Genomic DNA, 13,141 nt, shown 5'->3' with positions numbered 1-13,141 from the left:
GCATCAAGCCTAGAGAAGGGGCGACGCCGGGCAGCCACGGGGGGAGCCGCCCGGCGTCGGTCCGTCGCTCCGACGGGGGATGCGGAGCGCCTACGAAGTATGTCACGGGACACCCACTGCTAGGCACCGGATCCGCACTATTGATCTGAGGTTTTCTTGAGCTTCGCGCTCAACTGGCCTCGTGCGTACGGCCGGTGTGACCCGTTTCCTCCGCGCCTGCGCGGTCTGCCGGATCCGGGGCCGGCGGCTCGGGGTCCATGATCCGCCCCTCCAGCATCGGCTGCACGGGCTTCGGAACAAAGGCTTCCGGCAGCCCCGGAGCATTTTCCCGCCCGGCATTCGCGATGACGACGGCCACGTACGGCATGAAGGTGCCGAGGATGAGCGCGAGGATCGCGGTGAACCGCTCCACATTCCACAGCAGCGCGGCGGCGATCACCGCCGCGGCGCGGATCAGCATCGAGATCACATAGCGCCGCTGCCGCCCGCGCACATCATCATCGAGGCTCTTACGGGCCCCGGTGATCCGGAAGACCTCGCCGGAGCCACGACTGCCTCCACGCTTCCGCATCACGCTCTCCACCACCCGCCAGCTGGATATTTCTCTACGGTACGCCCAGGGCCGGGTACCGCATACGGCCCCCTCCCACATGCGGCCGAAGTGCGCGCGACGGACACTGACACGACATGCGCACAATGCCGCATTAGGAGGAGATATGAGCTGGTTGTGGGCGCTTCTGCTCGGACTGGTGCTGGGCGCCGTGGCGCGCGCCATTCTGCCGGGCAGACAGAACATTCCCATCTGGCTGACCCTTGTCTGCGGCCTCATCGGCGCGATCGTCGGCAACGCCGTCGCGTCCTGGATCGGGGTCGACGACACCAAGGGCATCGACTGGATCCGGCACGCCCTGCAGCTCGCCGGTGCCGTGGCGATCGTGGCGATCGGCGCGCCGCTCTACGCGGGCACCCGCGGCAAGAGCAAGGCGCGGGGCCGCTAGGCGGCTTCGCTGCCGACAAAAGAATCCTGGGGGCTCCGCCCCCAGACCCCGATCCGCAGACGTGGGATCAGCACCGCTGATGGCCCGCGGCCAGCCCGAAAGCCGGCCGGCGGGCCCTCAGCCACGCCCGCTCAGTCCGCCGCGACCTCGACCGCCGCCAGGTTGCGCTTCCCGCGCCGCAGCACCAGCCACCGCCCGTGCAGCAGATCGGCGGCATCCGGCACCGCGTCCTCGCCCGCGACCTTGACGTTGTTCACGTACGCGCCGCCCTCCTTGATCGTGCGGCGGGCGGCCGACTTCGACTGGGAGAGTCCGGTCTCCGTCAGCAGGTCCACCACCGGGCCGAGCGACGCCACCTTCGCGTGCGGCAGCTCGGACAGCGAGGCGGCGAGGGTGTCCGCGTCCAGCTCCGCCAGGTCGCCCTGGCCGAAGAGCGCCTTCGACGCGGCGATCACGGCGGCGCACTGATCGGCGCCGTGCACCAGCGCCGTCAGCTCTTCCGCGAGTGCGCGCTGGGCGGCGCGCATCTGCGGCTTCTCCTCCGTGAGCCGCTCCAGTTCCTCGAGTTCCTCGCGGCTCTTGAAGCTGAGCATCCGGCTGTACGTGCTGATGTCCCGGTCGTCCGCGTTCAGCCAGAACTGGTAGAACGCGTACGGCGTGGTCATCTCCGGGTCCAGCCAGATGGCACCGCCCTCGGTCTTGCCGAACTTGGTGCCGTCCGCCTTGGTCATCAGCGGCGTCGCGATGCAGTGCGCCACGGCGCCCGGCTCCAGCTTGTGGATCAGGTCGAGGCCGGCCGTCAGATTGCCCCACTGGTCGCTGCCGCCCTGCTGCAGGGTGCAGCCGTACCGACGGTGCAGCTCCAGGAAGTCCATGCCCTGCAGCAGCTGGTAGCTGAACTCGGTGTAGCTGATGCCCTCCTGGGACTCCAGGCGCCGGGCCACGGACTCCTTGGTGAGCATCTTGTTGACCCGGAAGTGCTTGCCGACGTCCCGCAGGAACTCGATGGCGGAAAGCCCGGCCGTCCAGTCCAGGTTGTTGACCATCGTGGCCGGGTTGTCGCCCTCGAAGTCCAGGAACGGCTCGATCTGGGTCCGCAGCCGGCCCACCCACTCGGCGATCGTCTCCGGGTCGTTCAGCGTCCGCTCCGCGGTCGGCCGCGGGTCGCCGATCTGCCCGGTGGCGCCGCCGACCAGCGCGAGCGGCCGGTGCCCGGCCCGCTGCAGCCGGCGCATGGTCAGGACCTGCACCAGGTGACCGACGTGCAGGCTCGCGGCGGTCGGGTCGAAGCCGCAATAGAACGTGACGGGCCCGGCCGCGAACGCCTTGCGCAGGGCGTCCTCGTCGGTGGAGAGGGCGATGGCCCCGCGCCACTTCAGCTCGTCGACGAAGTCCGTCACGGTTCTCTTGTCTCCTCAAGGATTGATGGATCGCGCCGCTACGAGGTTATACGCCCTGGCTCACCGAGCTCATATTGAAATCCGGCACCCGCAGCGGCGGCATCGCGGCCCGCGTGAACCAGTCGCCCCACTCGCGCGGCAGCGTCGGCTCGGTGCGGCCTGCCTCCGTGGCCCGGCTCAGCAGGTCCACCGGGGACTCGTTGAAGCGGAAGTTGTTCACCGCCCCGGTGACCTCCCCGTTCTCTACGAGATAGACGCCGTCCCTGGTCAGGCCGGTGAGCAGCAGCGTCGCCGGATCCACCTCGCGGATGTACCACAGGCAGGTCAGCAGCAGCCCGCGCTCGGTCTCCGCGACCATCTCCTCCAGCGACTTCGTGCCGCCCGCGTCCAGGATCAGGTTGTCGATCTCGGGGGCTACGGGCAGCCCGGTCTGGGCCGCGGAGAAGCGGGAGGTGAGCAGGTTCACCAGGCTGCCGTCGCGGATCCAGTCGGTGGCGGCGAGCGGCAGCCCGTTGTCGAACGCGGACTGGTCGCCGCCGGAGGCGTGCGCGATGACGAAGGGCGCGGCCTCCAGGCCCGGCGCGTGCGGGTCGCTGCGCAGCGTCAGCGGCAGCTCGGCGAGGGTGGCGCCGACCTTGGTCGCGCCGCCCGGCTTGGAGAAGACGGTACGGCCGTCGGCGGCGTCCCGCCCGGACGTGGACCAGTACAGGTACGTGAGCAGGTCGGCCACGGCGGACGGCGGCAGCAGCGTCTCGTACCGCCCGGCCGGCAGCTCCACGGACCGCTCCGCCCAGCCGAGCTGCCGCGCGAGCTCGGCGTCCAGCGCCGCCGGGTCCACGTCGGTGAAGTCGCGGGTGGCGCGGCCCGCCCAGGCGGACTTCGTCCGGTCCGGGGACTTGGCGTTGATCTCCAGCGTCCCGGTCGGCTGGTCGTGCCGCAGCCGCAGGCCCGTCGACGTACCGAGATAGGTCGAGGTGACCATGTGATTCGCGAAGCCGTACAGCTCCCGCCCGCCCCGCTTGGCCGTAGCGAAGGACTCGCCGAGCGCCGGGGCGAAGGACCCGAAGACCTCCGAGGAGGTCTCCGCGGGCGGCGCGGTGAAGTCGGGGGAGTGCGGCACGCCGGTCACCAGCGGCTGCGCGTCCTCGGCGGGACCGCCGTCGCGGGCGGCGGCCTCCGCGGCCCGTACGATCTCCTCCAGATCCGCCGCGGTCACGGCGGCGCGGGAGACGACGCCGGACGCCGTGCCCTCCTTGCCGTCGACCGTCGCGATCACGGTCAGCTGGCGGCCGCGGGTGACGCCGTTCGTCGTCAGGGCGTTCCCCGCCCAGCGCAGATTCGCCGTCGACTGCTCGTCGGCGATGACGACACAGCCATCGGCCCGCGACAGCTCCAGGGCCTGCTCGACGATCTCGTGCGGCTTTGCGGACGCGCCCATCAGAAGGCCTCCTCGGTGGCGGTACCAATTCCCGGATTCCGGGGGAATCCGAATCCCCCCGGCCCCTCGGCCGCTCCGGCGGCCGGGAGCGCGGATTGCGACGCGTTCATCGGCCCGCCTCCTGCGTGGTGTTCAGAATGTTCACTCCGCGGAACAGCGCCGCAGGGCACCCGTGCGAGACCGCCGCGACCTGGCCCGGCTGGGCCTTGCCGCAGTTGAAGGCGCCGCCGAGGACGTACGTGTCCGGGCCGCCGACCGCGGACATCGAGCCCCAGAAGTCGGTGGTCGTCGCCTGGTAGGCGACATCGCGGAGCTGCCCGGCGAGACGGCCGTTCTCGATCTTGAAGAAGCGCTGGCCGGTGAACTGGAAGTTGTAGCGCTGCATATCGATCGACCACGACCGGTCGCCGACCACGTAGATCCCGCGCTCCACCTCGCCGATCAGCTCGTCGGTCGTCGGCCCCTCGGGCGCGGGCTGCAGCGAGACGTTCGCCATCCGCTGGACGGGCACATGCCCGGGCGAGTCCGCGTAGGCGCAGCCGTTCGACCGCTCGAAGCCCGTCAGCTTCGCGATCCGCCGGTCCAGCTGATAGCCGACCAGCACCCCGTCCTTCACCAGATCCCAGGACTGCCCGGCCACACCCTCATCGTCGTAACCGATGGTGGACAGCCCGTGCTCGGCGGTCCTGTCACCCGTCACATTCATGAGGTCGGACCCGTACTGCAGCTTGCCCAGCTGATCGAAGGTCGCGAAGGACGTCCCGGCGTAGGCGGCCTCGTACCCGAGCGCCCGGTCGAGCTCCGTCGCGTGCCCGATCGACTCGTGGATGGTGAGCCACAGATTCGACGGGTCCACGACCAGGTCGTACGCGCCCGCCTCCACGCTCGGCGCCGCCATCTTCTCGGCCAGCCAGCCGGGGATCCGCTCCAGCTCGGCATCCCAGTCCCAGCCGGTGCCGGTCAGGTACTCCCAGCCGCGCCCCACCGGCGGCGCGATGGTCCGCATCGAGTCGAACTCGCCCGACTCCGCCACCGCCACCGCGTCCAGCGCCGGATGCAGCCGCACCCGCTGCTGCGTGGTCGAGGTGCCCGCCGTATCCGCGTAGAACTTGTTCTCCTGCACCGTCAGCAGCGAGGCGTCCACATGCTTCACGCCCTCCGCCCGCAGCAGCCGCTCGCTCCACTCGGTCAGCAGCCCGGTCTTGTCCGTGTCCGGTACGTCGAAGGGGTTGATCTCGTACGCCGAGACCCACGTCTTCTCCGCGTGCACCGGCTCCGGCGCCAGCTCCACCCGCTCGTCCGAGCCCGCCGCCGCGATCACCTGCGCCGACAGCTTCGCCATCGCCACCGCCTGGGAGGCCACGCGCGCGGCCGCGTCGGGCGTCATGTCGACGCCGGAGGCGAAGCCCCAGGCGCCGCCGTGCACCACCCGTACCGCATAGCCCAGGTCCGTCGTGTCCGACGAGCCGGCCAGCCGGGCGTCGCGCAGCCGCCAGGACGCCGCCCGCACCCGCTCCAGGCGGAAGTCCGCGTGCTCGGCGCCCAGCGAGCGGGCGCGCGCGAGGGCGGCGTCCGCGAGGGAGCTCAGGGGCAGTGAGAGAAACGCTTCATCGATCGAGTGGGCCACGGGCGCCTCCAGATCCGCTAGTCACCTCGGTTCGGTGTCGGGACCGATCATCTCCCGCCGCGGGGTCTGCGCCCAGCCCTTTCTGTGGAAACCCGACAAGCGTCCGGACGGGTGCCCTGTGGGGGGCGGCTTCCCCGTCGCTGCCCGCGGCCCGATAGTTTTCTGGGGTTAAGACCTGACCCGACGAAAGGGTGGACCCTTGAGCCGCTCGGTACTCGTGACCGGAGGCAACCGCGGCATTGGCCTAGCCATCGCCCGTGCCTTCGCCGACGCAGGCGACCAGGTCGCCATTACGTACCGCAGTGGGGAGCCGCCGAAGGGCTTCCTCGCGGTCAAGTGCGATATCACCGACACCGAGCAGGTGGACCAGGCGTACAAGGAGATCGAGGAGGCGCACGGCCCGGTCGAGGTGCTGGTCGCGAATGCGGGCGTCACCAAGGACCAGCTGCTGATGCGGATGTCCGAGGAGGACTTCACCTCGGTTCTTGACACCAACCTCACCGGCACCTTCCGGGTCGTCAAGCGCGCCAACCGCGGCATGCTGCGGGCCAAGAAGGGCCGCGTCGTGCTGATCTCCTCGGTGGTCGGCCTGATGGGCTCGCCCGGGCAGGCGAATTATGCGGCGTCCAAGGCGGGCCTCGTCGGCTTCGCCCGCTCCCTCGCCCGCGAGCTCGGCTCGCGCAATCTGACCTTTAACGTTGTCGCGCCCGGCTTTGTCGACACCGACATGACCCAGGCACTTACAGAGGAGCAGCGCAAGGGCATCGTGTCCCAGGTGCCGCTCGGTCGTTACGCGCAGCCGGAGGAGATCGCCGCCACGGTGCGGTTCCTCGCCTCCGACGACGCCTCGTACATCACCGGAGCCGTCATTCCCGTGGACGGCGGATTGGGCATGGGTCACTGAGCACCATGAGCGGAATCCTCGAGGGCAAAAAGATCCTCATCACCGGCGTGCTGATGGAGTCCTCCATCGCCTTCCACGCCGCGAAGCTGGCGCAGGAGCAGGGCGCCGAGATCATCCTTACGGCGTTCCCGCGGCCGACGCTGACCGAGCGGATCGCGAAGAAGCTGCCCAAGCCGACCACGGTCCTCGAGCTGGACGTCACCAACGAAGAGCACATGGCAGGCCTGGCCGACAAGGTCCAGGCCGAGCTGGGCGGCCTGGACGGGCTGCTGCACTCCATCGGCTTCGCGCCGCAGGACGCGCTGGGCGGCAACTTCCTCGACACGCCCTTCGAGTCGGTGGCGACGGCGATGAACGTCTCCGCGTACTCGCTGAAGTCGCTGACCATGGCCCTCAAGCCGCTGATGACGGACGGCGGCTCGGTGGTCGGCATGACCTTCGACGCGCAGTTCGCCTGGCCGCAGTACGACTGGATGGGCCCGGCGAAGGCGGCCTTGGAGGCCACCAGCCGCTACATGGCCCGCTACCTCGGCCCCGACGACATCCGCGTCAACCTGGTCTCGGCCGGCCCGATCGGCTCCATGGCCGCGAAGTCCATCCCCGGCTTCTCCGACCTGGCCTCGGTGTGGGACGACCGCTCCCCGCTGAGCTGGGACCTGAAGGACCCGGAGCCGGCGGGCAAGGCGATCGTGGCGCTGCTGTCGGACTGGTTCCCGAAGACGACGGGCGAGATCATCCACGTCGACGGCGGCCTGCATGCGATCGGGGCCTAGCCAGTAGCTCGTTCGGCCTATCCGGGGCGCCTTCGGGCGCCCCGGAAGCGCACCCTGGGAGAGCAGCAGTTTCTTTCCTTGTGGTGCAGCAGCGGCGGTAGCCGCAGTACGGCCGAGGAGGTTTCGTCATGCGCAAGCGCAGCGGCCTCCTCGTGGGTGTGCTGGTGACGGCCGCGCTCGCCGGCGCCCCCGCGCGGGCGGCGGACGCGCCCGTCGCCAAGTGCCGTACCGCCGTCACCGGCGACACCGTCACCGCCCGCTGCTTCAACCCCAACGGCACCGCCGACCGCGTGCAGCTGCACGTCGAGTGCGCCAAGTGGTGGGACCCGGACAGCGACAGCCGGGCCGTGACCCTCGGGCCGAGTCAGGGGCGGGAGTTCAGCGGGCGCTGCTGGTTCGGGATAGCCAGGGCGTGGATCAGCCACGCTCCTCGCTGAGCAGCCGCTCCTCGCCGCGCCCCTCCAGCACGCAGTGCAGCGCATGCGCCGCCGCCTCCGCACCCGCCGCATCCGGGTCCTGCGCCCGGATCGCGTCGACCAGCCGGCCGTGATCCATGTACGCCTCGGGGCGCATGTCGGCGCCCACCTCCAGGTGCAGGTGATCGCGCAGCACCGCGTCGAGGTCGGCGTACATCTCGGTCAGCACCTCATTGTGCGAGGCCGTCACCACCGACAGGTGAAAGGTCGCGTCCGCGTCGACGAAGGCGGCCACATCCCCCGCCGCCCACGCCCGCTCCCGCCGGTCCAGCAGCGCGTCGATCCGCTTCAGCTCCTGCTCCGTACGCCGCGCCGCCACCAGCCGCGCCGCCTGCGACTCCAGTGCGCTGCGCAGCTCGGCGAAGTCCTGCATCCGGGAGCCGGCGAAGCGCCGCCGCATCACCCCGGCCAGCTCGCTCGTGGCGACGACATACGTGCCCGAGCCCTGCCGGATGTCGAGCAGCCCGTTGTTGGCCAGCGCCCGGACCGCCTCGCGGACCGTGTTTCTGGCCACACCCAGCTGCTCCACCAGCTCGGGTTCGGTCGGGATGCGGTCGCCCACGGGCCACTCGCCGGAGGTGATCTGGTTCCGCAGCCCGGCGATGACCTGGTCGGTCAGGCTCGCGCGGCGCGGGGAGTGCAGAGGCATGACCTCTCCTGGGTGCGGAGTCGGCTGATGGGACGGGGTGTGGCCCAGGGTGTGGCCCGGGGTGGACAAGCATTCATCCCATGATTCTATGATGGTCGACATGCTACGCGAGAAGACCACCGACACCAGCACCGGCGCAGGCGCCTCCTCGGCCGCCGCGCTCCCCGAGCCGACGGCCTCCCCGTGGCCACGCCGGATCATGGTGACGGCCCTTCTCCTCGCCGCCGTGAACCTCCGCCCGGCCATCTCCTCCCTCGGCGCGATGATGGAGGAGGTGCGCGACGGCGTCGGCATGAACGGCACCGTCGCGGGCCTGCTCACCTCCATGCCGGCCGTCTGCTTCGCGATCTTCGGCAGCCTGGCCCCGCGGCTGGCCCGGCGCTTCGGGCCGGCCAAGGTCGTCTGCGGCGGCATGGTCGCGATCGCCGTGGGTCTGGCCGTACGGCCGCTGCTGGGGAACACCGCGGGCTTCCTGGCCGCCAGCGCCATCGCCCTGGCGGGCATCGCGGTCAGCAATGTGCTGCTGCCCGCCATCGTCAAGCGCTGGTTCCCCGACCGGGTCGGGCCGATGACCGGGCTGTACTCGATGGGCCTCGCCCTCGGCACCTCCGCCGCGGCTGCCGCGACCGTCCCCATCGCCGACACCTTCGGCGGCAGCTGGCGGGTCGGCCTCGGGGCCTGGGCGCTGGTCGCGGCCGTCGCGGTGCTGCCGTGGGCGGGGGTGCTGCGCGGCGACCGCAAGGCGAGCGGGGGCGTACAGCAGACCACCCAGAGCGACGCGCAGCCGATCCGCCTCACCCGTAGCCCCACCGCCTGGGCGCTCGGCGTCTTCTTCGGCTTCCAGGCCACCGCGGCGTACGTCACCCTCGGCTGGCTGCCGCAGATCTACCGCGACGCGGGCCTCTCGGCCGGCACCGCGGGCGTCCTCCTCGCGGTGGTCATGGGCCTCGGCGTCCCGCTCGCCTTCGTGCTGCCGCGGGTCGCCGAACGCCTCAGCCACCAGGGCCCGATCGCGGTCGTCATGGGTCTGTGCGGCCTCGTCGGCTACGGCGGGCTGTGGCTGTGGCCGCACGGCGGTGCCTGGGTGTGGGCGCTGCTGCTCGCCGTCTCCAACTGCTCCTTCCCGCTAGTGCTCACCCTGATCGGCATGCGCTCGCGCACCGGCGCCGGTGTGGTGAAGCTGTCCGCCTTCGCGCAGTCGACGGGGTACGTGATCTCCATCCCCGGCCCGCTCGTCGTCGGCGGCCTCTACAGCGCCACCGGCGGCTGGGGCGCGCCGCTGGCGCTGATGGCCGCCCTGATGGTGATCCAGATCGCCGTCGGCGTGGTGGCGGGACGCGACCGCATGGTCGAGGACGAGGTCTGAGAGACTGTCCGCATGCCAGTCCTCGAGCCCAATCCCCAGGGTGGCCAGCGGAAGTTCCTGGGCATTCTGGGAGTCATCGCCCTGATCACCATCGTCATCTCGGTCATCGCCACGGTGTTGTCGTAGCGGAGGTGGTCGGGGGTAGCTGGCGGAGCGCCTACGTATGTGACGTCCAGAAGTGGGCCAACCTGCCGTCCATCCCGTGCTCCACCGACTTCCAGTCGCCGGTGAAGGACACCACGGCGATCGCCGCAGTCGGGAAGCCGCTGCGGTTCATCCGGGTCGCCGCGTCATCGTCCGCGTCGGCGGACAGCGCGTCGGCGAGGGCGTGGACGCCCGGGTTGTGGCCGATCACGATGAGGTTCCTGACCTCGTCGGAGGTTTCGTTGACCACGGAGATGAGCTGGCCGAGGGTGACCTCGTAAAGCCGGTCCTCGTAGACGGTCTTCGGCCGCGCCTGCAGCTTCGGCACCACGAGCTTCCAGGTCTCGCGGGCGCGGACGGCGGTGGAGCACAGCGCTAGGTCGGGGGCGAAGCCCTGACTGGCGAGCCATTCTCCGGCGAGCGGGGCCTCATTGCGGCCGCGCTCGGCGAGCGGGCGGTCATGATCGGACACCTGCGGCCAGTCTGCTTTCGCATGGCGGAGAAGGATGATGCTGCGGGCCGTTTCTACGCTCATGTGCCCCAGCTTCGCACGAAACGCGCCAGCGGGCGGCCGGTGTTGGGATGCTCGACCGGCATGGGTGACCTTCCGCAGGAGTGTCCCCGGTCACTCCGGGTCACTCTCCGGTCACATCAGCCCGGACACCACATTGGCCTGGAACCAGGCGAGGAACTGCGACAGCGGCAGCTCGGCGCTCGCCGCCTGCGCTCCCCCGGTGCCGAGCGCCAGCAGCAGCGCGAAGGCGAGGGCCGGGAGCGCCAGCACCCACCAGCGCAGCCGCGGCTCGGCGGCGGAGGCAGGGGCGGCCGGCCGAGTGGATCGCGGGGTGGGGACGGTGGCCGCCATGGGATCGCCTCCGGGACCTCTGGTGCGGGCGTTTGCGTTACCCGGAACGCTACGCAGCCGGGGCGGCCCGGCCTATCCGGTGACCCACCCAGTTACCCCTGACCCTGGCCCCCTAGGGGATGGTGGGGCTAGCCCCACCCCGACCCCGAACAGTCCCGGCCCCCCGCCTAAGCCGTGAGATCCCGGCGCAGATACTCCGCGGTCGCGGTCCCCGCCTCCGCCAGCTGCGCCGGGGTCCCCTCGAACACCACCCGGCCCCCGTCCCGCCCACCGTCAGGACCCAGGTCCAGCACCCAGTCCGCGCGCTTGACCACGTCCAGGTTGTGCTCGACCACGAGCACCGTGTTGCCCGCGTCGACCAGCCGGTCGAGCAGCCCCGTCAGCACCTCGATATCGGCCATGTGCAGCCCGGTGGTCGGCTCGTCGAAGACGTAGACCCCGCCGCTGCCGTCCAGCCGGCCCGCCAGCTTCAGCCGCTGCCGCTCGCCGCCCGAGAGCGCGGTGAGCGACTGCCCGAGAGTTACGTACCCGAGCCCGACCTCGGCGAGCGCGAGCAGCGGGCCGCGCAGCGCGGACTCCGCCGCGAAGTGGTCGGCGGCCTGGTCCGCGGTCAGCTCGAAGACGTCGGCGATCGACAGCCCGCCCACCGTGTGCCGCAGCGCCTCGGGGTTGAAGCGCCGCCCCGCACACGTGGCGCACCGCGTGGTGACCGGGTCGAGATAGCCGAGGTCCGTACGGATCACGCCCAGCCCCTTGCAGTCCGGGCACGCCCCGCGGGAGTTGAAGCTGAACAGCCCCGCGTCCGCGCCCGTCGCCCGCGCGAACAGCCGCCGCACGGTGTCCAGCAGCCCGAGATACGAGATCACCGTCGACCGCGAAGACGCATGCGGCGCCGACTGGTCGACCACGATCGGCTCCGCCCGCGCGGCCCCGTACCGCCGCACGAACTCCGCCACCAACGAGCTCTTCCCCGACCCGGCGACGCCGGTCACCGCGGTCAGCACCCCGAGCGGCACGGCCACGCGCACATCGCGCAGATTGTGCAGCGAGGCGCCGTCCACACCGAACCAGCCCGTCGCCTCCCGCACGTCCCCCCGCACCGGCACCCGCCGCCGCAGCCACCGCCCGGTCACGGTGTCCGCCGCGGCGAGCCCCGCCGCCGGTCCCGCGTACACCACCTCGCCGCCACGCGCGCCCGCGCCGGGCCCCAGGTCGATCGCGTGATCGGCGGCCGCCATCACATCGCGGTCGTGCTCGACCACCAGCACCGTGTTGCCCTTGTCGCGCAGCTGCCGCAGCAGGTCGGTGAGGCGGTGCACATCGCGCGGGTGCAGGCCGGTCGTCGGCTCGTCGAAGATGTACGTGAGGCCGCTGAGGCTGGAGCCCAGCTGCCGTACGGTCTTCAGGCGCTGCGCCTCGCCGCCCGACAGCGACCCGGTGGCCCGGTTCAGGCTCAGATACCCGAGCCCGATGTCGACCAGCCGCTCCAGCGAGCCCGCCGCGGCCGCCGCGACCGGGCCGCCCACCGGGTCGTCGATCTGCTTGAGCTCGGCGAGCAGGTCGGCGGCGTCGAGCGCGGTGAAGTCCGCGATGGTGCGGCCGTTGATCCGCGAGGCGCGCGCGGCCGCGTTGAGCCGGGAGCCGCCGCACTCCGGGCACGGGCCCTCGGCAACGACGCGGCGCACGGCGGCGCGGGAGCGCTCGGGTGTCTCGCGGTCGAGGTAGAGCCGGTTGAAGCGGACGACCAGGCCCTCGTACGCGTTGTGGCCGCGCTCGCCGGTGCTCTTGTTGCGCCGCGGCACCCGGAAGCCCTGGCCGTACAGGAGCTTCTCCCAGTCCGCCGCGCTGAAGCTCCCCAGCGGCAGGTCCGGGTCGAAGAGCCCCGATTCGGCGTACGTCTGCCACCACACCGAGCCCACCCCGAACGGCTCGAACCTGATCGCGCCCGCATTCAGCGACTTCGACCGGTCGAGGAAGGCATCCAGGTCGACGCGGCGCACGCGGCCGAGGCCCGAGCAGGTCTCGCACATCCCGCGCGGGTCGTTGAACGAATACGCCGTCGACTCGCCCGCGCTCGGCGTGCCGATGCGCGAGAACAGCAGCCGGATCGCGGTGTAGATGTCCGTCATCGTGCCGACGGTGGAGCGCGCCCCGCCGCCGACCGGCCGCTGGTCGATGACCACGGCGGGGGCGAGGTGGTCGAGCAGGTCGGCCTGCGGGCGCTCCTGGCGGGGGAGGCGGTTGCGTACGAACGAGGAGAAGGTCTCGGCCAGCTGCCGCTGCGACTCGGCGGCGATGGTGCCGAACACGAGGGAGGACTTGCCGGAGCCGGAGACGCCGGTGACGACGGTGATCTTCTCGCGGGGGATGGTGAGGCTGATGTCCTTGAGGTTGTGCTCGCGGGCGCCGACTACGCGCATGTGGCGGCTGTTGCTGTGATCCATACGGCCACCGTACGAATGAAGCAGGTCAGAACCTGACCGCCTTTTCTGCGATGCTGA

At 71.1% G+C, this 13,141-nt stretch carries 14 protein-coding genes; 6 read left to right on the top strand and 8 right to left on the bottom strand.

The features are described from left to right. Positions 1 to 169: 169 nt before the first annotated feature. The gene (locus ACNNMR_RS07975; protein WP_419993826.1) at positions 170 to 571 is read right to left on the bottom strand and encodes a DUF3099 domain-containing protein; all 402 of its coding nucleotides are present in this window, start codon (positions 569 to 571) and stop codon (positions 170 to 172) included. Positions 572 to 716: 145 nt separating this feature from the next. Between ACNNMR_RS07975 and ACNNMR_RS07970 the strand changes: the two genes are divergently transcribed. After that, the gene (locus ACNNMR_RS07970; RefSeq protein WP_419993825.1) at positions 717 to 998 is read left to right on the top strand and encodes a GlsB/YeaQ/YmgE family stress response membrane protein; all 282 of its coding nucleotides are present in this window, start codon (positions 717 to 719) and stop codon (positions 996 to 998) included. Positions 999 to 1,129: 131 nt separating this feature from the next. Here the strand turns inward: ACNNMR_RS07970 and tyrS are convergent, their stop codons facing one another. From tyrS to ACNNMR_RS07955, 3 genes are all read right to left on the bottom strand, one after another. After that, positions 1,130 to 2,398 carry a tyrosine--tRNA ligase gene (gene tyrS / locus ACNNMR_RS07965; protein ID WP_419993824.1) on the bottom strand — a complete coding sequence of 423 codons (1,269 nt, stop codon included), beginning with the start codon at positions 2,396 to 2,398 and terminating at the stop codon, positions 1,130 to 1,132. A 46-nt stretch (positions 2,399 to 2,444) separates the two neighbouring features. Beyond that, the gene (locus ACNNMR_RS07960; protein ID WP_419993823.1) at positions 2,445 to 3,836 is read right to left on the bottom strand and encodes a metallopeptidase TldD-related protein; all 1,392 of its coding nucleotides are present in this window, start codon (positions 3,834 to 3,836) and stop codon (positions 2,445 to 2,447) included. 106 nt (positions 3,837 to 3,942) lie between these two features. Further along, the gene (locus ACNNMR_RS07955; protein WP_419993822.1) at positions 3,943 to 5,463 is read right to left on the bottom strand and encodes a TldD/PmbA family protein; all 1,521 of its coding nucleotides are present in this window, start codon (positions 5,461 to 5,463) and stop codon (positions 3,943 to 3,945) included. A gap of 199 nt (positions 5,464 to 5,662) precedes the next feature. Here ACNNMR_RS07955 and fabG point away from each other — a divergent pair, with 199 nt between their 5' ends. The 3 genes from fabG (at position 5,663) to ACNNMR_RS07940 (ending at position 7,577) form a co-directional block, all read left to right on the top strand. Beyond that, positions 5,663 to 6,367 (top strand): 3-oxoacyl-[acyl-carrier-protein] reductase, encoded by a 705-nt coding sequence (gene fabG / locus ACNNMR_RS07950; protein ID WP_419993821.1) that lies wholly within the window; start codon positions 5,663 to 5,665, stop codon positions 6,365 to 6,367. A gap of 5 nt (positions 6,368 to 6,372) precedes the next feature. Continuing rightward, a complete protein-coding gene (gene fabI, locus ACNNMR_RS07945; RefSeq protein ID WP_419993820.1) occupies positions 6,373 to 7,140 on the top strand; it encodes an enoyl-ACP reductase FabI in 768 nt (255 codons plus the stop codon). Between the two features lie 128 nt (positions 7,141 to 7,268). Next, positions 7,269 to 7,577 (top strand): hypothetical protein, encoded by a 309-nt coding sequence (locus ACNNMR_RS07940; protein ID WP_419993819.1) that lies wholly within the window; start codon positions 7,269 to 7,271, stop codon positions 7,575 to 7,577. On the opposite strand, the gene ACNNMR_RS07935 is transcribed toward ACNNMR_RS07940, so the two are convergent. Further along, entirely contained in the window at positions 7,558 to 8,265 is a 708-nt protein-coding gene (locus tag ACNNMR_RS07935; RefSeq protein ID WP_419993818.1) for a FadR/GntR family transcriptional regulator, read from the bottom strand. The two genes, ACNNMR_RS07940 and ACNNMR_RS07935, sit on opposite strands and share 20 nt — an antisense overlap. 88 nt (positions 8,266 to 8,353) lie before the next feature. Here ACNNMR_RS07935 and ACNNMR_RS07930 point away from each other — a divergent pair, with 88 nt between their 5' ends. Then, complete coding sequence (locus tag ACNNMR_RS07930; protein ID WP_419993817.1) at positions 8,354 to 9,631, top strand: CynX/NimT family MFS transporter; 1,278 nt, start codon at positions 8,354 to 8,356, stop codon at positions 9,629 to 9,631. Positions 9,632 to 9,643: 12 nt separating this feature from the next. Next, positions 9,644 to 9,757 carry an SGM_5486 family transporter-associated protein gene (locus ACNNMR_RS07925; protein WP_419993816.1) on the top strand — a complete coding sequence of 38 codons (114 nt, stop codon included), beginning with the start codon at positions 9,644 to 9,646 and terminating at the stop codon, positions 9,755 to 9,757. Between the two features lie 31 nt (positions 9,758 to 9,788). Here the strand turns inward: ACNNMR_RS07925 and ACNNMR_RS07920 are convergent, their stop codons facing one another. The 3 genes from ACNNMR_RS07920 to ACNNMR_RS07910 all read right to left on the bottom strand — a co-directional run bounded on the left by ACNNMR_RS07920 (position 9,789) and on the right by ACNNMR_RS07910 (position 13,084). Next, on the bottom strand, positions 9,789 to 10,310 hold the full coding sequence (locus ACNNMR_RS07920; protein ID WP_419993815.1) for a SixA phosphatase family protein: 522 nt from the start codon (positions 10,308 to 10,310) through the stop codon (positions 9,789 to 9,791). A 111-nt stretch (positions 10,311 to 10,421) separates the two neighbouring features. Continuing rightward, a complete protein-coding gene (locus ACNNMR_RS07915) occupies positions 10,422 to 10,640 on the bottom strand; it encodes a hypothetical protein (protein ID WP_419993814.1) in 219 nt (72 codons plus the stop codon). 167 nt (positions 10,641 to 10,807) lie between these two features. Beyond that, complete coding sequence (locus ACNNMR_RS07910; RefSeq protein WP_419993813.1) at positions 10,808 to 13,084, bottom strand: ATP-binding cassette domain-containing protein; 2,277 nt, start codon at positions 13,082 to 13,084, stop codon at positions 10,808 to 10,810. Positions 13,085 to 13,141 lie beyond the last annotated feature (57 nt).

The sequence above is a fragment of the Streptomyces boninensis genome, assembly GCF_048572725.1.
In the GTDB taxonomy this organism is placed as follows: Bacteria; Actinomycetota; Actinomycetes; order Streptomycetales; family Streptomycetaceae; genus Streptomyces; species Streptomyces boninensis.
Note: the sequence above shows the minus strand (reverse complement) of the source record. Positions and strands in the feature narration are given on the sequence as shown.